Source organism: Arthrobacter sp. AIWTK1, from assembly GCF_056680535.1.
The window spans coordinates 527,167-546,667 of sequence record NZ_CM155287.1 but is presented as its reverse complement, the minus strand read 5'-3'; the positions used below and the strand labels follow the sequence as shown (position 1 = coordinate 546,667).

Below are 19,501 nucleotides of genomic sequence, written 5' to 3'. Positions count from 1 at the left end.
CTAGTCTGGATCACATGCGCGAACTCCAGGCCAGGATCATTGAAGAAATGGGCGTCCAGCCCCGGATCGACCCCGCCGGGGAGGTGCGCAAACGCGTCACGTTCCTGAAGGAATACCTCAAGGCCACGAACACCAAGGGCTTCGTCCTGGGCATCTCCGGAGGCCTTGATTCTTCGCTCGCGGGCCGGCTGGCCCAGCTCGCCGTCGAAGAGCTCGCGGCGGAAGGAACAGAAGCGAACTTCGTGGCTGTCCGCCTTCCTTACGGCGTGCAGCACGATGAGGACGACGCCCAGGCAGCACTGGACTTCATCCAGGCCAAGACCGAGTGGACGTTCAACATCTCCGCCGCGGTGGACGGTTTCGAGGACGAATTCGAAAAGACGGTGGGCAACGGGATCTCCGACTTCCACAAGGGCAACACCAAGGCCCGCACCCGGATGATCGCGCAGTACGCCCTCGCCGGCGAGCACAACTACCTGGTCATCGGAACGGACCACGGCGCCGAATCAGTGACGGGCTTCTTCACCAAGTACGGCGACGGCGGCGCGGACATCCTGCCACTGTTCGGGCTGAACAAGCGCCAGAACCGGGCGCTCCTCGCCGAGCTTGGCGCCCCCGCCCGCATCTGGGAGAAGGTCCCCACGGCCGACCTCCTCGACGGCAAACCCGGCCGCACGGACGAGGACGAACTGGGCCTGAAGTACGACCAGATCGACGACTACCTCGAAGGCCGCGACGTCCCGGACGCCGTTGCCGAATCGATCGAGCAGAAATACCTCCGTACGCGCCACAAGCGCACGGTCCCGGTCACCATCTTCGATACCTGGTGGAAATAGCCGTAGCCGCGGATCCCCGGGCAGGGCTCTGAACCGAAACTGCATGACCCGAAACGGGGCACGTTGGGCACCGGTTGGGCCATTGCGGCCCGCAGTTCCGGCGTGGCCGTGTCAAAGTGCCCCGCGACGGCTTGCCCCGGACGGTTTGCCCCGAACGGTTTTCCGGGTCGACGTCGAGGGGCTGCTTACGGAATCAGCACGATCTTGCCCCGGACGTGGCCCGCGCGGCTGATGGCCAGTGCGCGGGCCGCCTCGGTGAGAGGGAGCCGTTCCTGGATGTGGAAGCGGAGCTTTCCCTCGGCAGCCAGCCTGGCCGCTGCCGCCACCCGCCCCTCCAGCAGCCGGATCCGGGCAATTCCGGCGGCGTTGGACTCCTTCCCGGGCACAGTGGTCACGGCCGTGCCGTGGCCGCCCAGCAACGCGACGATCGCCGCCGTCGCTTCCTCTCCGCCAACGGTGTCCATCACTGCGGTGACGCCGCCCAGGGAGCGGACCGTGTCCACGAGCCCCTCGCCATAAGTCACGGGTTCGGCTCCGAGACCGCGAAGGTACTCATGGTTCGGCTCCGAAGCGGTGCCGATGACGCGGGCACCGAGGTTCCGGGCGATCTGCACCGCCGCCGAGCCGAGCCCGCCCGCCGCGCCATGGACCAGAACCGTGTCACCCGGGCCGATCCCCAGCTGGACGATGGCTGAATAGGCCGCACCGCCGGCGATCGACACGCAGGCTGCCTGCTCAAAGTCCAGGGCTGCGGGTTTGGGCGTCAGCTGGCCGGCCGGGAAGTTGGCCGCCGAGCGGTAGCCTCCGGCGACGCCGTTCCAGATGACCTCGTCCCCCACCTTGAGGTCAGTGACGCCGTTGCCGACGGCGGTCACCGTTCCGGCCGCTTCGCACCCGGGAACAGCTGGCAGCTGCAGCGGTAGGAACGCTTGCAGGTAGCCGGCAACCACCTTCCAGTCCATCGGATTGACGGCGATGGCGCGCACGTCCACCTGTGCCTCGCCGTCGCCCGGCGGCGGCAGCTCCTCCTCGTCAGCGGTAACGGCCTCCGGGCCGCCGAATTCCGCAAAGTGCATCCTGATGCCCACGGCCTAGCTCCCGCTCCTTCGTCCAGTAGGGTCCGCAGGTTCAGGTCAGTCCCGGACTTCCACCGTCCCCTTCATCCCCATGAAGTCGTGGAGGGCGCAGATGTAGTCGAATTCTCCGGCCTTGTTGAACTTCACAGTGAAGGTGCCCTTCGGCAGCATCAGGCCCGAGCTCAGGTCCCCGCCGGTGAAGTCAGCGGGATCTCCCACTGCAGCGAACTCATCCGCCGGCTCTTCACCGAAAGTGACAGTGTGCGGGGCTCCCATGCCGTCATTCACGAAGGTCACTTCGTCGCCAACGTGGACCACGATGTGGGCCCGGACGAACCGCATGAGCATGGCCGTTTCGTTGTCGGTGCCTGCGATGACGGTGTGGTCATCGGCTTTGGCCCGTGCTGCGTCCCACTGCTCGTATCCATCCCGCAGGATTTTCCTCTCCTGTTTGTTTGACTGACGGTCGTACTGCGACTGGGTGTAAGGGTAGTCAGTTCCCGCCTCGCGCACGTGGACGGTCCCCTTCATGGCCATGCCGTGGACCAGGCAGTAGTACGTGAACTCGCCAGGGTCCGGGAATTTCAGCGAGTAGCGTCCCACTTCCTTGAAGCCGCTGTCTGACACGTTCGTCATCACACCGGAGTTGTAATACGACTTTCCGTCGTAGGACTTGCCACCCTGCGCTTCGACGTACTGGGGATTGCCCGGGTTGAACGGCTGCGTGGACTCCAGAGACTGGCCTTCGGCAAGGAACGTCACGGTATGGATTTCTGCCGCGTTCGCTTTCCAGGTAATCCTGTCCCCGGCATTGATGTAAATGTTTTCCGGGAGGAAGGACATCCCCTGGATCGCCTGATCCGCTGACTCGGAACCAACCTGGACAGTCCAGGTCCTGGGTGATTTCCCGCCGTCCGCGACGGCGGTGCCACTGAGTGCCACCGGCATGAGCAGCGAGATTAAGGCCGCCAGGAGCGCGCGCACCATTCGGCGGCTTTCTTTTTGGAGAGCCATAAGACTCATTCCTTCTGTATGTTTCGCTGTGTTCTCGTTTGGGGCCGGGAGACCGGTCTGACGGTTCCGGTTGTCGTCAACGACGTCGGCCCGGTGCCCGCCCGGCATACGCCAGCCACGTGCCTCCTCCCCCGCGGCTACCCAGGCTCAAGGCGGGGAAGAAGTGATGAGGATCCGACGCGCCACCCGTTATGAGGCGTGACGCGGTTCCTGTGAACTTCAGAAGTACCACTAGCGCAGCTGCCGCACTGGGAGCTGCCGATACAGTCCAATCGTGCTCCGAGCCCGGGGATTTGTCGATACTCCAGCGCAACGTCAGGCTCCGCCCGGCGACCGCGTCAGCAGCGTGGAGATCCGGTGCGCCTCTTCCATCAGGAGGCGGCCCAGCGTCTCCTGCCGCTCCCCCTTGAAACGCGGCTCGATTCCGGTCAGCGACAACGCCCAGGCCGGACGCCCGCGCTGGTCGAAGACCGCTGCACCCATGCCCCAGCTGCCCTCCAGTACCAGCCCGGGGTTGACCGAGTAGCCGGCCTGCCGGGTCTTGGCCAGGTTCTCCCGGACCAGCGCCTCGGTGTGAGCCGCCGCAAAACTGCCGGCATGTGCGGCCCAGCCGGCCAGCAGCTCCTCCTGCTCCGCCTCGGGCAGGAACGCCATGATCGCGGTCCCGGCGGATGCCACCCCCAGCGGGAACCGGACGCCTTCATGCAGCACAAAGGAGCGCACCGGGAAGCTGCCTTCCTCGCGGAGCAGGCACACGGTTTCCGCTCCGCGGCGGATGGAGAAGAAGGCGCTCTCGCCGGTCTCCTCAGCGAGCCGGCGGAGGCTGGGCCGGGCAATGTCCTCGAGCGGAAAGCGGGCTGAGGCCACGGACCCCATCAGCAGGATCTCAGGACCCAGCACCCAGTTGCCGCTCTGCGGGTCCTGGTCCAGCAAGCCCTCGGAAGCCAGGGAGGAAAGCAGCCTGTGCACGGTGGGGCGCGTGAGCCCGGATTCCCTGACGAGTTCCACGAGCGGGGAACCTTCCGGTTTCCGTCCGACAATGCGCAGCAGGGACGCGACGCGGCTGACGACTTGTGCGCCCTGGACCGGTAATGAAGACATCTTTTTCCTCGGACTTTGCGTTAGATCCACCCAAACTATCCATATTATGGACACGCATAAGCCTACCGTCCACACTGTAAAAATGCTGCTGTTTAGGGCAAAATCGTCCATTGACAGTGCCCATTTCGGCACCGTAGGCTCCAATACCAGAGGAACAGTCCACAAAGTGGATTGCTTTAAAGGCTCAATGAGGAGATGCAATGTCAAAGGTGAAATCCGGCGCGGCCGCCGCGCTCCAGGACGTACTGCGGGACGGCATGACGCTCGCCGTCGGAGGCTTTGGCCTCAGCGGCATCCCGGCGGACCTGATCGAGGCCGTCCGCGATTCCGGCGTCAGGGACCTCACCGTGGTGTCCAACAACATGGGCGTGGACGGCAAAGGCCTCGGCATCCTGATCGAAGCCGGACAGGTCCGCAAGGTGATCGCCTCCTATGTGGGCGAGAACAAGCTCTTCGCCGAGCAGTACCTCGCCGGCAAGCTGGAAGTGGAGTTCACCCCACAGGGCACCCTCGCCGAGCGCCTCCGCGCCGGCGGCGCCGGCATCCCGGCGTTCTACACCAAGACCGGTGTGGGCACCCTCGTCGCCGAGGGGAAGCCGCTCGCGGAGTTCGACGGCGAAACGTACGTCCAGGAGCGCGCCATCCTGGCCGACGTCGCACTGGTCCACGCGCACACCGCAGATACCGACGGCAATTTGATCTACCGCTACACCGCCCGCAACTTCAACCCGGTGGTGGCCACGGCCGGTGCGGTGACGGTCGCCGAGGCCGAGGTGATCGTGGAGCCCGGCCAGCTGGACCCCAACCACGTCATCACCCCCGGCGTCTTCGTCCAGCGCCTGGTGCAGGCCAGCGACAGGGTCAAGGACATCGAACAGCGCACGGTACGCTCCCGCGCCGCCGAGCCGGTTCCCGCCTGACAGCCGGCGCTCCTGCCCGGCCCCCCAGCGCGAACGAACACTTAAGCCCCGCCCCAATAGACTTCAAGAACCCAAGGAGAACCCCATGGCCTGGACCAGGGATGAAATGGCTGCCATCGCGGCCGAAGAACTGAACGACGGCGACTACGTGAACCTCGGCATCGGCATCCCCACGCTGGTGGCCAACAACCTGCCCGACGGCGTCCGCGTCGTGCTCCAGAGCGAGAACGGCCTGCTCGGCATGGGACCGTTCCCCTACGAGGGCGAGGAGGACGCGGACCTGATCAACGCCGGCAAGCAAACGGTCACGGTGCTGCCCGGCGGCAGCATTTTCGACTCGGCCGCGTCCTTCGGCATGATCCGCGGCGGCCACGTGAAGGTGGCCATCCTCGGCGCCATGCAGGTCTCCGGCAGCGGCGACCTCGCCAACTGGACCATCCCGGGCAAGATGGTCAAGGGCATGGGCGGCGCCATGGACCTCGTGGCCGGCACCCCGCGCGTCGTGGTCCTCACCGAACACAACGCCAAGGACGGCACCGCCAAGATTGTCACCGAATGCACCCTGCCCCTCACCGGGCTGAGCTGCGTTGACCGGATCATCAGCGACCTGGCGGTCTTTGACCTTGACAAGACGGACGACGGCGGCAGGCAGCTCACGCTGACCCGCCTCGCCCCCGGCGTCACCGTCGAGGAGATCCGCGGGAAGACCGAAGCCGCGTTCGACGTCGCCCCTTCCCTCGACTCAACCCCCACCCTTGAAGGAGCCACAGCATGAGCCTGCGCGAACAATTCGGAAAAGATATCCTGCTCACCGGCTGGGGCCACAGCCGCTTCGGCAAACTCACGGACGAGACCCTGGAGTCCCTGATCGTCCAGGTTGCCACGGAAGCGATCGGCAACGCCGGGATCGAGCCGGGCCAGATTGACGAGATCTACCTCGGCCAGTTCAACTCCGGCATGATGCCGCTGGCGTTCCCGTCCTCGCTGGCCCTGCAGGTCTCGGAGCAGCTCGCCAACGTCCCGTCCACGCGGGTGGAGAACGCCTGCGCCTCCGGCTCGGCCGCGTTCCAGCAGGGCACCAAGTCCCTGCTGGCCGGTACCGCGAAGACGGTCCTCGTGATCGGCGCCGAGAAGATGACCCAGGCCGGCGCCGACGTCGTCGGGGCGGCCCTGCTCGGCGCGGACTACGACATGGCCGGCAAAACCTCCACCACCGGCTTCACCGGCCTGTTCGCCGAGGTGGCCAAGCATTACGAGAAGCGCTATGGCGCTGGCGCAGGGAACCTGTCCGACGTCCTGGGCACCATCGCCGCGAAGAACCACCGCAACGGCGTGGACAACCCTTACGCCCAGCTCCGCAAGGACCTCGGCGAGGAATTCTGCCGCACCGTTTCGGACAAGAATCCGATGGTGGCCGACCCTCTGCGCCGCACCGACTGCTCCCCCGTGTCCGACGGCGCCGCCGCCGTCGTGCTTTCCGTCTCGCCCACCGGCGGGGCCACCGCCCCGGTGCGGCTCGCCGGTTTCGGCCATGCGAACGATTTCTTCCCCGCCGAGCGGCGCGACCCCACGGCGTTTGCGGCGACGCGGGCGTCCTGGCAGCGCGCACTGGGGATGGCCGGGGTCGGGCTTGAAGACCTGGACTTCGCTGAAGTGCACGACTGCTTCACCATCGCCGAGCTGCTGATGTACGAGGCCATGGGACTGACCGAACCCGGCCAGGGGACCCGCGCTATTGAGGAAGGCTGGGTCTTCAAGGACGGCAAGCTGCCCATCAACGTCTCCGGCGGACTCAAGGCCAAGGGCCACCCCGTGGGTGCCACCGGTGTCTCCCAGCATGTCATCGCCGCCATGCAGCTCACCGGCACCGCCGGCGCCATGCAGCTGGCCAACCCGCGCCGCGCCGCCGTGCAGAACATGGGTGGAGTGGGCATCGCCAACTACGTCAGCGTGCTTGAGGCGGTCTAAGGGAACCAACCAGCGGGGGTCCGGGAACCGCAGGAAAGAGCAGGAAGGGGTCACCGCTGTCTATGATGCCGCGGTTCCCATAGGATTTCAGAGGGCCAAATGCATTCCCGGCAAACGCCGGACCACAAGGAGGTGGCGGATGCCGACAGGACCACCCAGTGCGTCAAGCAAGTTCCGCGCGCCCGAGCCGGTTGGACAGTGGGTTCATCGCACCCGGCTGACCGAGATGCTCCACTCGGACCGGAAACGGCGGCTCGCGTTGATCCATGCCCCCGCTGGCTTTGGCAAGTCGACCCTTGCCGCCCAATGGATGGAAAATTTGGCCTCCCAGGGCCTCGTTACCGTCTGGTTGTCCCTGGACCGGGACGACAACAACACCATCTGGTTCCTTTCCCATCTGCTGCAGGCAATCCGGAAAGCCTGGCCCGGGCTCGAGGAGGAACTGCAGCAGTTGCTGGAGGAGCGTCCGGACGACGCCGAGCAATACGTGGTTCCCGCACTCATCAACGCCATCGATGAAGCCGGCCGGGACATCGTCATCACCCTGGATGACTGGCACCTGGTCACGGAGCCCCGAACCCGGGCGGTGGTGGAACGGCTGCTCGAAGCCGGCGGTTCACATCTGTCCTTCATCATCACCAGCCGCACGCGCTCGGGCCTGCCACTGGGCCGGCTGATGGTGCGGGACCAGTTGGTCGAAGTGGACGCGGTCGCGCTGAGGTTCGATGAAAACGAATCCCAGGACTTCCTGGTGGGCATCAACCGGCTCGATCTGGACGCGGGAGACGTGGCCAGCCTCCACCGGACGACCGAGGGCTGGATCGCTGCGTTGCAGCTGGTTTCCCTGTCCCTGAGGGACCACCGCGAGGCCTCCGAGCTGATCGAACGGCTCTCCGGCAGGCACGCGTCCATCGGTGAATATCTGGCTGAAAACGTCCTCGACACCCTCGACCCCGAGACGCTGGACTTCCTCCTGATGACGTCGGTTCCGGAGCGGCTGTGCGCGGGGCTGGCGTCAGCCCTCTCGGGGGTGGAACTGGGCCAGGCAATGCTGGAGAAGATCCAGGCACAGGACCTTTTCCTGCAGCCGCTTGACGAGGACGGCACGTGGTACCGCTATCACCACCTGTTTGAGGACTACCTGCGCCGCCGCCTGGAGCGCGATTACCCGGGCCGGACCAAGGAATTGAACCTGATCGCGGCCCGCTGGTATTCGGAAAACGGGTTCCCCAGCGACGCAGTGGACCATGCGCTCGCCGCCGGGGACGTTGAGCTCGCAGTGGAAATTGTCGAATTCCGTGCAATGTGGCTGGTGGAACACTCCAGCATGTCCACCCTGTTGGCTCTTGTCAGCAAGATCCCGGCTGACCATGTGGCCGGGCAAGCCCGTCTCCAGACGGCGATATCGTGGGCCCATACGCTGCTCCACCAATCTGCAGCGGCGCAGAGTGCCCTGGACCGGGCCGAAGCCGTGATGCCCTCCGATGCGACGCTGACCGATCACGACCGTTTTGAACTGGACGTCGAAGGGCTGGTGGTGCAGAGCTGCATCGACATGTACAGCGACCGGGTGAATCACGTGGACGAACTGGACGAGAGGTGCTTCGCCCAGGCGGACCTGCTCCGGCCCTGGATCGTCTCAGTGGCCGCGAACGTCTCAACGTTCAAGAAGATCCACGACGGCGATTACCCTCTCGCACTGGAACAACAGCGCTGGGCCGCGAAGTTCCACGGCCTCACCTCCGGACCCTTCAGCGGCGTGTACGGACACTGTTTCGCAGGTCTTGCCGCCTACGCCCTGCTCGATCTGGACAGCGTGGACCAGCACTTCACGTCCGCGGTGGAACTCGGCCGCCGCAAGGCAGGGCGGTACTCACATGCGGCGCGGCTGGCAGGAGCGATGATGGGCCAGCTCCTGTACGAACGCGGCGAACTCGACAAAGCCGAGAAGTTGCTGGAGGAAACCCGCGAGCTGGGCTCCGAAGGCGGGGTGGTGGACTTCATGTTGTCCACGTACGGGACGCTGGCAAGGATCAAAGCACTCCGGGGGGACACGCCGCGGGCACGGGAAATACTCGATGAAGGCGATCTGGTGGCCGACAGTCTAGGCCTCAGCCGGCTCAAACTGGCCATGAATCTGGAACGCGTGCAGTTGGGAATCAGCCCCCGGCCCGTCAACGCCGAACCCCATGGTGCCCTGGTGGGCGCCGCCCGGGACCCGGCGGACACCACCGGACCACGGTTGGAAGGGCTGGCCGAGACCAAGCACCAGATCCGGCTGGCCACGCAGCTGCGGTCCGCCATGGCTGACGCCGGGCACGAAGGCCCGGACTCCCCCGGCCAGCTGGACACGGTGAACGGCGCCCGCCGACTGCTGTCGCGGGCCGCAGCCTATCTGGGGCCGAGGGCAGAGCTGAATGCCCGTATCCTGCTGGCGGCCGCCCTCGAACAGGCGGGGAACCGCGGGGAAGCCGAATCAACGCTCCGGCCGGCCCTGGAGACGTGTACCCGGCTGGGCCTGGTCCGGCCCGTGCTCGATGGCGGCGCAAGCTGCCTGGAGCTGGTGCGCGCCACCTCGGCCAGGCTCCGGCGCGAGCCCGTCGCGGAAGGGAGCAGCCACGAGCTAGCCCGTTTCCTCAGTATCCTCATCCGGCTGGATGCCCAGGCCAGGACCACCCGCGATGCCGGGTGGCCTGCAGAGGCACTCTCTCCCACCACCGGCGCGGGCACCACCGTTCCGGAACCAGGCCTGTCGCAACGCGAACAGATGATCCTGCGCCTTGTCGAGAAGGATCGGTCCAACCGCGAAATCGCCCAGGAGCTGCATCTGGGCATCAACACCGTCAAGTGGTATCTCAAGAGCCTGTTCAACACTCTCGGCGTCAGCGACAGAAGGGCCTGCGTCGTAGAGGCCCGACGCCGGCACCTGCTCCCCCCGAAGTAACCCGGGGCAGTCACCCCAGGGTTTCCAGCCTGGCCAGGACCACCTCCGGCGAAGCGGTGCCGGGGATCTCGCCCAGGTAGAAGTCCCCGGCAGGGAGTTCCACGTCCCGCTCCAGCCAGAACCCTGCAGGAATATAGGCGCCAACGGCAGCGTCCCCGTGCAGACGCGTCTGGTCGTCGTCGAGCTGCCCAAGCGTCCAACGGTAGTTGCCGGCCAGATTGGCAATCGGGGTGTAGGCCTCCAACGGAACGTGCACGCCGCGGGAGGCACCGGAAGGGGTCCGGTTGTCCAGCAGGATGCCGGCGATGGGGAGTCCCGCGAACGCCCGCAGCCAGTCACTGACATACATGGAGGCATTCTCGGCGTTGTCGGCGTCGAGGTCGCTGGCGTCCTCCGCGCCCGAGAGGTGATGCGTGCCCCTGAGCCACATCATCGGCGACGGGATGCGCAGCACAACTGGCTGGCGGGCTGTCTTGGCGAACACGGTGACGAAGTCCAGCACCGCCCGGTTAAGGTCCTCGTCCCCCAGCAAAGTCCTCAGCGCGAACCCTGTCCGGGATCTGGCCGCCATGCCGGCCTCGAGCCTGGTGTTGCCGGCTGTCAGGTGACCGTACAAACGGTTCAGGTCCAGGAGCGCCACGTCCGGCCGGAGCAGCCCCTGTGCCTGGGCGAAGAAAGCCGCGTACGCAGTGGCGTTGTCCCACGGGACGGGCCGCCCGCGAAGAATCACGGAAGCTGCGTACTCGTGGTGGTCGAACACCACGGCTTTCGGCCGCCCGGACGGAGGGGAGGCAACAACGCTGGCGAGGGTGGTGGCTGTGGAAGTGGTCATGACGTCTTTCTCCATACTTTGGCTGATAAAGGACTTCAGCGCCGCACCGTCCTGGATGGGGAGGATGCGGCGCTGAAGGCTTCCGAGTTGCTGCGTCCCAAGTCGGGACGGGCCGCAACGGTCTAGGACTTGCGGTGGACAACTTCCCCGTGCTTGAGTTCGAGCTCGCGGATCCGGTCCTCCAGTGCGCTGATCTTCACTTCCCTGCGGTCCGGAAGCATGATCAGCGGCAGCTTGTCGATGGTCGCCTTGACCCGTTCCGGTCCGTTGTTGGTGAAGTGGGTGGCGGTGAGCTCCTCCGTGTCGTCGCCCCAGGACCCGTAGTAGAGCAGGTCCTTCGGGGGCTCGGTCTTCACGTAGCCCTCAAGGAACTCCTTGTACGGCTTGCCGCGGGCGATCCGCGCCTGCCGTGAGTCGTGGCGCAACCGTGCGGTTGCCTCCTGGTCCACCACGAAGGTTTCGGGATCCCAGACGACGCCGTAGATGCTGGTGGCGACCTTCGGTGAAATGCGGCCGAGTTCCAGGTCTTTGGCCACCGCTTCCGGATCGCGTTCCAGAACGTCGCCGTACCCCCCGCCGGAGCCCTGGGCGATCATGTACATCTCGCCGTCCTTGGCGACGTCGAACTGCAGCCCCATATGGGAAGTGGTGTACTTACCGCCCTCATAGGGCTGCTCGTTCATGATCCGCTCCATGGACAAATCGAATTTGCTGGAGTCCTTGCGGATCACGTCGTAGATGTTGATGCCCTTGACCATGGCCAGCGGCGTTGTGCTGCAGCCGTAGCCGCCGAACATTCCCGTGACGGACGAGAACTTGGACCCCGAGGTAACGGTCATGAAGCCCCACATCGGCGTTCCCTCGGCGGCAACAATCATCTCGTAGCCCATGCCACCGCTGTTCTTGCCGAAGCCCTGATTGTCCCGGACGATCCGCTTGCTGACCAGCTGCATGAAAGGTACTTCCTCTTCCATGACTTCCTGTTCAGCGGTGTCCGCCATGGCACAGAACAGCGGTGAGACGGCGTCTTCACCGTCGCGGAATGCCTTCGCCCCGCCGCCCATGCCGTTGAGGTCGGCACACAGGTTTCCCACCTGGTCGCCGTGCTGGGTCAGGCCTCCCCACAGGAAGGTGTTGATCTGGTTGAACCACGGAGCCAGGACATTGGAGAACTTCTCCGGATTGGAGAACTGCATCTTGGCAAAGGCTGTCTGGAGGGCAGAGAATCCCCGGAACGAGGCCTGCAGCGACTGCCCCATCGGTGCGTCGTAACCGGCGTCGGCCCACGTGTGTTCATCCGAGATGATGTCGATGGGCGACATTGCCGAAGTACAGCGGGGCAGGTCAGGCCACCAGAATGCCAGGATCGCCTGCATCATCATCGACTTGACCGAGCACAGCGGGGAGTTGATGGCCCGGTTGAGGATTTCGGGGCCTGTGCCCCTCAAGTCCACGGTCATTTTGTCACCCTTGACCGTCACCTTGCAGGCGAACTTGATCAGGATGTTCTCCTTGAGCGTGGAGTCCATGAACTGGTTGAAGGACACGGTCCCGTCCGGCAGTTCACTGATGCGGCGCTTGACTTCCTGTTCCACGTCTTCAACGGTGACCCGCAGGGCAGCGACGAAGGTCTCCACTCCCACTTCGTCGATGATGCTGTCGACCCGCTCCTGGATGCGCTGGACGGCACCGATCTTGACCTTGAGGTCAGCCAGTTGCAGCTTGGGGTCGCGAACCGAGTGCTGCAGGAACGTCAGCAGGTCCCGGCGCAGCTCGCCCTTCTCAACGATCTTGAACGGGGACATCCGGAGTCCGTCGTCGAACGGGGTCTCGGAGCCTGACGGCATGCCGCCGGGCTCGCAGGCCCCGTTTTCGCCTTCGTGGATGGTCGCGGCGACCCAGGCGATGATCTTTCCCCCGCGGAAGATCGGCATGATCATGGACTGGTCGGTGTTGTGGACGTTTCCGTACCGGGCGTCATTGTGGATGAATCCGTCGCCGGGGTTGATCCCCACCGTCGGCTCGTCCTTCCAGTACTTCATGATGTAGCGGATCGGGTGGTGCAGGATCGCCGAGAACGCGATCACGCCGTGGCATGACAGGTACGTGACGTCCCCTTCGGCGGTGTAGATCGCCGTCGTCAGGTCCCCCCATTTGGCACCGGGAGCGGCACCCATGGCCTCGCACATTTCGTAGCCCTCATCCAGGGCGCCGGCCAGGCGCTTGCGGATGCGGTCCACTTTGATGGGGTCCACGCCCTTGGAGATGCACTCTTCCTCGTAGGCGGAGCGGGACGTGATCTGGTGGCTTCGCATGATGGCCGGGTCCGGGCCGAGGAACAGGGTTGTTTCGTCCATGAACTGGTCCACCCACTGCTGCTCCTGGGCAGTCAGCGGCTGGGAAGCTGCTTCTCCGGCTGTATCTCCGGCTGTGCCAGAAGTGCTGGGTTCATTTGCTGTAAGCGTCATTGCTGTCGAGCTCCTTCAATGGGAGTAGCTGGAAGGTCTGGATGGGATCCGTGGGGCACGGGATCAGTCTTTGAGGAACCACACGGCTCCTTGCGATGTCGGTTCCAGGCGCCAGCCCGGTTCCACCAGGTACGTGGTGTTTTCCGTGGTGACGATGGCCGGTCCGTGGATGACGTGCTGGTGGTGGAGGGCCTCGGCGTCGTACACCGGAGTGTCGACGGCCCCGTCGATCTTCACGAAGTGGACCTGCCGGGTGCCCACCGGGCTGGGCATGGTCCGGTCATGCCCGGAGTCGATCGAATCAAACTTGACCACGTCCCCGTCCACATAGGACGACACCCGCACGGTCTGGGCCCGGATGCCGGCCTCGGGAGCCTGGCTGCCGGCACCGTAGCGCTTGCCATAGATTTCCGAGAACGTCCGGATCAGGTGAAGCACGTCGGCGACGCCGTTCACGCGGTTGATGTCGAAAACGACGGCGGTGGTCACCAACTGGTTGCCGTAGCGCATGTCCATTTCGAGGCTGTAGCGGATGTCGGCGGCGTCGTAGCCCTGGCGGATCAGGTCTTCCTTGCCCTTGGCTTCCAGCTCCTGGATGACGTTGTTCAGCTCGTCGTAGCTTTGGTAGAGGCTGCGGTCTGTTGGGTTGTACAGCACCACATGGGAGCCGCGTTCGTGGATGTGCAGGGGTTTCATGTTGCCGGCGCCGCAGGCCGAGAATACCGAGGAAAACGGCGGTGCAAGGATCCTGCGGATGCCGGCGTGATCGGCGATGCCGCAGGCGTGCAGGGGCCCGTTGCCGCCATAGGCCAGCATGGTGAAGTCTTCCGGAAGGTATCCCCGGACCCGCAGTTCTTTGGCCATTCCGATCGCCATCTGCTCGTCGACAGCATTCTTGATGATCTTGGCGACCTGGATGGTGTCCATGTTCAGGTCATCAGCGAGGACCTCGTCGATTGCGTAGGCGGAACGTTTCTTGTTCAGCTTGATGTAGCCGTTGGCGTAGTTGTCCGGGTCCAGGTACCCAAGGACCAGGTCGGCGTCCGTGACTGTGGGGCGGAGGCCGCCGCGGTCGTAGCAGGCGGGGCCCGGATCCGAGCCAGCTGATTCCGGCCCGATCTGGACTGCGTGGTGGATGCGGTCATAACTGGCAATCGAACCGCCACCCGCACCCAGCGTCAGAAGGTGGATCATGGGAACGGATACCAGCCAGCGGCCGATGGTCGGCTGGAAGTCGTAGTGCTTGACGCCGCCTTCCGGGACCAGTCCGATGTCAAAGGAGGTGCCGCCCATGTCCGTCGAAATCACGTTTCCCAGACCGGTGCTGTCAGCCAGGTGCTGGGCAGCGCCCACGCCGGCGATGGGACCGGAGTGGATGGTCTGCAGGGCATCCGTCGAGTTGGACTGCGCCATGCCGCCCGAGTTGTGGATCACCAGCATGGGCTTGTCGTAACCGGACGTACGCAGGTTGTTGGACAGTTGTCCCAGCGCGTGGAACATGATCTCGTGCAGGAACGCGTCCACGATCGTCGACGTCGCACGGACGTACTCGCCTTTTCGGCCCGACACCTGGCTTCCCAGCAGGACAGGGATCGCCCCGAGCTCGTGGGCCGGGTACTCGTCCAGGATGATCTCCAGGATCTGCTGCTCATGGACCGGGTTCTCGGTCGAGTTGACCAGGGAGACCACGATCGCCTCCGCCCCGGCGTCAACGAGTTCCCGCACCTGGGTGCGGACATCGTCTTCCATCAGTGAAACGACCACGTTGCCGGCCGAGTTGATCCGCTCCTTCACCGACCGGATCAGCGCGCGGGGCACGAGCGGGTCAGGGCGGGTGGCATCAGGCATGTTCTGCTGCTTGGAAGGATCCAGGCCTTCTCCGTAGCCACGGCCGCGGGAAAGCGGGATGGTGTCCTCGAAGCCGTGGGTGACCAGCGCCCCCACCCGGGGGCCTTTGCCTTCGATCAGGGCGTTGGTGCCGAGTGTGGTGGCGTAGCGGACGGAGTCGACTTCCTTCAGGACGAGATCCCTGTCCAGTCCGGCCCGGGAGCAGGCGAGGTCGAGTGCTTCGTTGAAGCCTTGGGCCAGGTTGTGGTGCGTTGTGAGCGCCTTTGCTTCAACGTATTGGTCTTCCCAGGCAAAGAAGCAGTCGGTAAATGTGCCGCCGATGTCGACGGAGATTCGTTTCATGACCAGTGGTCTCCTTTATTCCAAGTACTAGCTGAACGAATGGGGGGAATGGTTGTGGGTGTTGTAGGAGCCGAGGGCCGGGGTGAAATCGGCAACGGCCTCTTCGCCGGGTCCGTAGTTGATGACGACCTCAGGCTTGGTGCCGCGCTTGATCCAGGTTTCGCGGAGCGAGTCGATGTCCCACAGCATGTCCACTGTGGGCGGGTGTCCCGGCGGTACGTACTCCGTTTCCAGCTGTGTCCCGCAACCCGGGCAGTAGAACTCGAGAATCCGGCAGAAGGTGGGGTCCGGAGCGAATGTGAATTCGTATTTCTCCGGGTCCAGGATCGACTGGTGGATTTCGGTGGGGTCCCGGTCGTAGACCAGTGTCCCCTCCTTGTAGTTGCCTCTGGCGTCGCCGAGGTCGTGGTCGCATACCTTGCAGTTCCACCGCTCGGTGTCGAGATCGATGATCAGATATTCCGTCATTGGAATTCGCATAGCGTGTCTCACCTGTTTTCTTGCTGGTTGTATGGGGTCACTTCTGGAGCATGTCTGTGAGCATGAGGTCACCGGAGACCGTCACGTCGAAGACCCAGCCGTGCGGCACGCGGGCCGTGAAGTAGGGGCCTTCGACGATTGCGGGACCCGCCGCCGAAGCCCCGGCCGTTTGGCTGTCCAAGTCGAAGACCTGAACCTCGTCCACCTTGTCCACGGCGGAGCGGACCTTTCGGGTGGAAGCGGCGACGGCGGGCGTCTTCGCCACTGATTCGGCCCGCCTGATCGATGCGTGCGGCAGTTCGTACCGGGCGGTCAGGGTCAGCATGGTGTTGTGTTCGCTGGTGCCTGGCTGCGGATCGGACGCCAGGTACGGCAGTTCGGAAACCAGCTGGCCTTCGGCGTCTTCCAGGACCACGTTCCATTCGAGCCGGCATTCGCCGATGTCGTGGCCCTCCTGGAACATGTCCCGCGTAGCCCGGGCCAGCAGCGTCTCCTTGGTTGCGCCGAAGTTTTCCGCGTCCATTCCCGCGACGTTCGCCTCGTAGGTCTGCGCAATGTCTGAAAACCCGATTCCGAAGGCTGAGAAGACAGCGGCCATCTTGGGCACCAGGACACGGCGGACTCCCGCGATCCGTGCGGCACCACAAGCGCTCATCGGTCCGGCACCCCCGAACGCGGCAACCGTCGTGGCGTCCGCGGCCTCGACGTCGGCAGCGAAGGACTGCGACATGCGTTCGAAGTAGGCAGCCTCCATCCGGATCAGGGCGTCATTCAGGGTGATCCCCAAAGGTTCGGCGATGGCTTCGGTGATGACGGCGCGGGAGCGTTCCGCGTCCAGGCTGAAACCTCCATCGAGGTAGGTGTCCGGATCCAGCACGCCCAGCAGCAGATTGACGTCCGTGATGGTGGCCTGCTTGCCCCCAAAACCAAAACAAGCAGGCCCCGGTGCAGCCCCGACGCTCTCGGGGCCGACGGTGATGACGCCGTGGCGGACGGCGATGACGGAACTGCCTCCCACGCCGCTGGAGTGGACGTTGCTCATCTCGAATGACACCGGAACTCCCTGGATGGAACCCCGGCGATCGGTCGAGATGGCCGAGTTCTTGACCGAGCCGACGTCCGTGGTGGTGCCGCCGACGTCGATCATCAGAACGTGTGCGAGTCCATACGCCTCCGAGAGGGCCTTGGTTCCTTCCAGGCCGCCGCGCGGGCCGGAGGAGTAGGTCTTCAACGCGACGGACTTGGCCACCCGTGAAGAAGCTCCGTCATTGCGATAGATGAGGAGCGGGTTCTTGACCTTGTGGTCGCGAAGCCGGTGCTCGGTGTTGTAGAGGAACCGCTCCATGGTGGGATGCAGGAAAGAGTTGATGATTCCGGACCACACCCTGCGGGCCTGAACGGTGTCGGGCGTGAACTCCCAGGAGAACAACATGGGAACCGAACCCAGCAGATGGCGGGGGAACTTCCGGAGCAGGACGCCTTTGACGGCCTTCTCCTTGTTGCGGTCCGCCATGGCGATGACAAGCCGTGCGGCGCCGTCGGTCGTCAGTCGGTTGACATGCTTGACGATGTCCTGGGAGAGCTCCTCCACGTCCTGTTCAGCGTTGATGACTGCCACCCGGGTGCCGACGAGGTCTTCAAAGAGCTCAGCTGCCGTCTGGCCCTCGCGGAGTTCGCCGGCCAGTGTGGGGCTGTCAGTGAGGATGCCGATCCGGGGACCTTTGCGCTCCACGAGTGCGTTGGTTCCCTGGGTGGTGGAGTACCGGATGTGACGGGTTGAGTGCAGAAGCCCGGGGAGATCCTCTTCACCGAAGATTTCCTTGGAAGCTTTGGCCATGCCGTCGAAGAGACACTGGGAGAGGTCAAAGGGCGTGGTGAGAGTCTTCGTGAACGAAAAATTCTCACCGTCCCAGACACAAATATCGGTCAGCGTCCCACCGTTGTCGATGTTAATGAGCCGTTCCATTGATACTCCTTTGTATGTTGAGGCGCGGTGACACCAGCGGCGGATTCCCCAACATGCGACTGTGATCCAAGCCACATTGAGGACTGACCTCAGTGTGTCCCAGCAGCCGGAGTGGCCCGCAACCACCTGACCGGGTGGACTATTCGGGGCGTGGGCGACTACCCGGGTGGGTGGCGGAGTGGTTAGCGGCGCCAGCGCCCGTCCTGACCCTCTTTTGTCCGCAGACACGGTCCGACACGCGAATGCACCGGCGTGTCGGACCGGGTGGCCGCTGAATGAGGGTCAGGACGGCGGAGTTGACGGCGTCCTAGCGTCCCCGGATCAGCCCCGCGATTGCGCTGAACCCCAGCCGCTCGGCATTTTCCAGCGCGGTCCTCCCCTGCGGGTCCCGACTACCGGGGTCGGCACCGGCGTCGAGTAGCTGGCGGACCACGTCCTGCTGCCTTGGCCCGCCGTCGTTGAGCAGGATGGCTTCCTGCAGCGCGGTCCAGCTCAGGTTGTTCACGTGGTTCACGGGCACGCCGGCAGCAATGAGGATCCGTACGGTGTCAACGTGTCCGTGTTCGCTGGCGGGGATCAGCGCCGTTCCGCCGAAGCGGTTGGTGCTGCGCACGTCCGCCCCGGCGGCCAGGGTCAGCTGAAGCACCTCCTTGAAGCCGTCGGCCCCGGCATAGAGGAACGCGGAGTCCTGGATGGCCTGCTGGTCACCGGCGAGCCGCGCCCCGTTCCTGCGGCTGTCCGGCATGCGATGGTGCGCGTGGTCCAGAGCGCGGCAGCAAACACGAAGCTGCATGCAGCGGCGGCGAACGCCACCGTGACACTGGGCTTCCTGCCGGGCGCCGTCACCCTGGATGTGTACGACGACGGCGCCGGCTTCGACCCGCAGTCGCTGGCACCTCCGTCGGACACCGGAGGTTACGGAATCCGGGCCATGCGGCAGCGGGTGGAGCAGCTGGGCGGCGTATTCTCGGTGGAAAGCAGCCCCGGGGAAGGGACGATCGTGGCCGCGCAACTGCCCACCGGGGAGGAACAGTGAAGCCCGTTACCGTGCTGCTGGTGGATGACCACTTGGTGGTCCGCAGCGGGCTCAAGGCGCTGCTGGGAACGCAGCCCGACGTCGAGGTGGTGGCGGAGGCGGCATCCGGGGAGGACGCGCTGGCCCTGGCGGCGCAGCTCAGCCCCGCCGTGGTGGTGATGGACCTGGCCATGGGTGCGGGCATGGACGGAATCGAGGCCATCAAGCAGCTGCGCCGGCGCTACGCCGGGCAGGCCGTGCTGGTGTTCACCACCTACGACTCGGACGCGGACATTGTCCGGGCCGTCGACGCGGGAGCCATGGGATACCTGCTCAAGGACGCCGCGCCGGAGGAGATTTTCGCCGCGATCCGTGGCGCGGTCCAGGGAAGGAGCGTGATGAGCGCCCCGGTGGCTTCGCGGCTCTTCCAGCAGCTGCGGAGCCCGGAGGAGATCCTGACTCCGTGTGAGGCGGAGCTGCTGAGCCTGCTAACCGAGGGCCTCAGCAACCGGGAGCTCGGCCTGCGGCTGTTCATCTCCGAGGCCACGGTGAAGACCCACTTGGCGCACATCTACGCCAAGCTCGGAGTGGAAACCCGGGCCGCTGCGATCGCCACGGCAATCCGGCGCGAGGGGATGCGCTAGAGGATTCCCGCCGCACTGAGCCGGGTTTAGACTCGGTCCTAGCCCAG

At 64.9% G+C, this 19,501-nt stretch carries 14 protein-coding genes and 2 pseudogenes; 7 read left to right on the top strand and 9 right to left on the bottom strand.

Going from position 1 to position 19,501, the window contains the following annotated elements:
- Window positions 1-14 precede the first annotated feature (14 nt).
- Complete coding sequence (gene nadE, locus AC1MDG_RS02640; protein ID WP_043477706.1) at window positions 15-836, top strand: ammonia-dependent NAD(+) synthetase; 822 nt, start codon at window positions 15-17, stop codon at window positions 834-836.
- A gap of 185 nt (window positions 837-1,021) precedes the next feature.
- Here nadE and AC1MDG_RS02635 read toward each other — a convergent pair whose 3' ends face one another.
- From AC1MDG_RS02635 to AC1MDG_RS02625, 3 genes are all read right to left on the bottom strand, one after another.
- Window positions 1,022-1,924 carry an NADP-dependent oxidoreductase gene (locus AC1MDG_RS02635; RefSeq protein ID WP_479807355.1) on the bottom strand — a complete coding sequence of 301 codons (903 nt, stop codon included), beginning with the start codon at window positions 1,922-1,924 and terminating at the stop codon, window positions 1,022-1,024.
- 45 nt (window positions 1,925-1,969) lie between these two features.
- Window positions 1,970-2,926 (bottom strand): plastocyanin/azurin family copper-binding protein, encoded by a 957-nt coding sequence (locus AC1MDG_RS02630; RefSeq protein WP_043477704.1) that lies wholly within the window; start codon window positions 2,924-2,926, stop codon window positions 1,970-1,972.
- Window positions 2,927-3,241: 315 nt separating this feature from the next.
- The gene (locus AC1MDG_RS02625) at window positions 3,242-4,027 is read right to left on the bottom strand and encodes an IclR family transcriptional regulator (protein ID WP_479807354.1); all 786 of its coding nucleotides are present in this window, start codon (window positions 4,025-4,027) and stop codon (window positions 3,242-3,244) included.
- A 200-nt stretch (window positions 4,028-4,227) separates the two neighbouring features.
- Between AC1MDG_RS02625 and AC1MDG_RS02620 the strand changes: the two genes are divergently transcribed.
- From AC1MDG_RS02620 to AC1MDG_RS02605, 4 genes are all read left to right on the top strand, one after another.
- Window positions 4,228-4,947 (top strand): CoA transferase subunit A, encoded by a 720-nt coding sequence (locus AC1MDG_RS02620; RefSeq protein WP_479807353.1) that lies wholly within the window; start codon window positions 4,228-4,230, stop codon window positions 4,945-4,947.
- Between the two features lie 85 nt (window positions 4,948-5,032).
- A complete protein-coding gene (locus AC1MDG_RS02615; protein ID WP_479807352.1) occupies window positions 5,033-5,722 on the top strand; it encodes a CoA transferase subunit B in 690 nt (229 codons plus the stop codon).
- Window positions 5,719-6,915: an acetyl-CoA acetyltransferase gene (locus AC1MDG_RS02610; RefSeq protein WP_479807350.1), complete on the top strand. Its 1,197-nt coding sequence runs from the start codon at window positions 5,719-5,721 to the stop codon at window positions 6,913-6,915. Before AC1MDG_RS02615 ends, AC1MDG_RS02610 begins: the two co-directional genes overlap by 4 nt.
- A gap of 139 nt (window positions 6,916-7,054) precedes the next feature.
- A complete protein-coding gene (locus AC1MDG_RS02605) occupies window positions 7,055-9,859 on the top strand; it encodes a winged helix-turn-helix domain-containing protein (RefSeq protein WP_479807349.1) in 2,805 nt (934 codons plus the stop codon).
- 10 nt (window positions 9,860-9,869) lie between these two features.
- Here the strand turns inward: AC1MDG_RS02605 and AC1MDG_RS02600 are convergent, their stop codons facing one another.
- The 6 genes and pseudogenes from AC1MDG_RS02600 to AC1MDG_RS02575 form a co-directional block, all read right to left on the bottom strand.
- Window positions 9,870-10,691, bottom strand: a complete 822-nt coding sequence (locus AC1MDG_RS02600) for a hypothetical protein (RefSeq protein WP_479807347.1) — start codon at window positions 10,689-10,691, stop codon at window positions 9,870-9,872.
- A 122-nt stretch (window positions 10,692-10,813) separates the two neighbouring features.
- Window positions 10,814-13,159: a hydantoinase B/oxoprolinase family protein gene (locus tag AC1MDG_RS02595; protein ID WP_479807345.1), complete on the bottom strand. Its 2,346-nt coding sequence runs from the start codon at window positions 13,157-13,159 to the stop codon at window positions 10,814-10,816.
- A gap of 63 nt (window positions 13,160-13,222) precedes the next feature.
- The gene (locus AC1MDG_RS02590) at window positions 13,223-15,349 is read right to left on the bottom strand and encodes a hydantoinase/oxoprolinase family protein (protein ID WP_479807343.1); all 2,127 of its coding nucleotides are present in this window, start codon (window positions 15,347-15,349) and stop codon (window positions 13,223-13,225) included.
- Between the two features lie 27 nt (window positions 15,350-15,376).
- On the bottom strand, window positions 15,377-15,817 hold the full coding sequence (locus AC1MDG_RS02585; RefSeq protein ID WP_235347246.1) for an acetone carboxylase subunit gamma: 441 nt from the start codon (window positions 15,815-15,817) through the stop codon (window positions 15,377-15,379).
- 49 nt (window positions 15,818-15,866) lie between these two features.
- Window positions 15,867-17,795, bottom strand: a complete 1,929-nt coding sequence (locus AC1MDG_RS02580) for a hydantoinase/oxoprolinase family protein (protein WP_479807341.1) — start codon at window positions 17,793-17,795, stop codon at window positions 15,867-15,869.
- 307 nt (window positions 17,796-18,102) lie between these two features.
- Window positions 18,103-18,489 (bottom strand): annotated as a pseudogene (locus AC1MDG_RS02575) (ankyrin repeat domain-containing protein); the annotation flags it as partial.
- Window positions 18,490-18,492: 3 nt separating this feature from the next.
- On the opposite strand from AC1MDG_RS02575, the pseudogene AC1MDG_RS02570 reads away from it, so the two are divergent.
- Both AC1MDG_RS02570 and AC1MDG_RS02565 read left to right on the top strand, forming a co-directional pair.
- Window positions 18,493-18,831: pseudogene (locus AC1MDG_RS02570) on the top strand (sensor histidine kinase); the annotation flags it as partial.
- Window positions 18,828-19,454, top strand: a complete 627-nt coding sequence (locus tag AC1MDG_RS02565; RefSeq protein WP_479807339.1) for a response regulator — start codon at window positions 18,828-18,830, stop codon at window positions 19,452-19,454. The pseudogene AC1MDG_RS02570 and the gene AC1MDG_RS02565, both read left to right, overlap by 4 nt.
- Window positions 19,455-19,501 lie beyond the last annotated feature (47 nt).

Excerpts from the sequence above, each read along its gene's own strand:
- nadE (WP_043477706.1), top strand. The coding sequence starts at position 15 with ATGCGCGAACTCCAGGCCAGGATCATTGAAGAAATGGGCGTCCAGCCC.
- AC1MDG_RS02630 (WP_043477704.1), bottom strand. The coding sequence starts at position 2,926 with ATGGCTCTCCAAAAAGAAAGCCGCCGAATGGTGCGCGCGCTCCTGGCG.
- AC1MDG_RS02625 (WP_479807354.1), bottom strand. The coding sequence starts at position 4,027 with ATGTCTTCATTACCGGTCCAGGGCGCACAAGTCGTCAGCCGCGTCGCG.
- AC1MDG_RS02620 (WP_479807353.1), top strand. The coding sequence starts at position 4,228 with ATGTCAAAGGTGAAATCCGGCGCGGCCGCCGCGCTCCAGGACGTACTG.
- AC1MDG_RS02615 (WP_479807352.1), top strand. The coding sequence starts at position 5,033 with ATGGCCTGGACCAGGGATGAAATGGCTGCCATCGCGGCCGAAGAACTG.
- AC1MDG_RS02610 (WP_479807350.1), top strand. The coding sequence starts at position 5,719 with ATGAGCCTGCGCGAACAATTCGGAAAAGATATCCTGCTCACCGGCTGG.
- AC1MDG_RS02605 (WP_479807349.1), top strand. The coding sequence starts at position 7,055 with ATGCCGACAGGACCACCCAGTGCGTCAAGCAAGTTCCGCGCGCCCGAG.
- AC1MDG_RS02600 (WP_479807347.1), bottom strand. The coding sequence starts at position 10,691 with ATGACCACTTCCACAGCCACCACCCTCGCCAGCGTTGTTGCCTCCCCT.
- AC1MDG_RS02595 (WP_479807345.1), bottom strand. The coding sequence starts at position 13,159 with ATGACGCTTACAGCAAATGAACCCAGCACTTCTGGCACAGCCGGAGAT.
- AC1MDG_RS02590 (WP_479807343.1), bottom strand. The coding sequence starts at position 15,349 with ATGAAACGAATCTCCGTCGACATCGGCGGCACATTTACCGACTGCTTC.
- AC1MDG_RS02585 (WP_235347246.1), bottom strand. The coding sequence starts at position 15,817 with ATGACGGAATATCTGATCATCGATCTCGACACCGAGCGGTGGAACTGC.
- AC1MDG_RS02580 (WP_479807341.1), bottom strand. The coding sequence starts at position 17,795 with ATGGAACGGCTCATTAACATCGACAACGGTGGGACGCTGACCGATATT.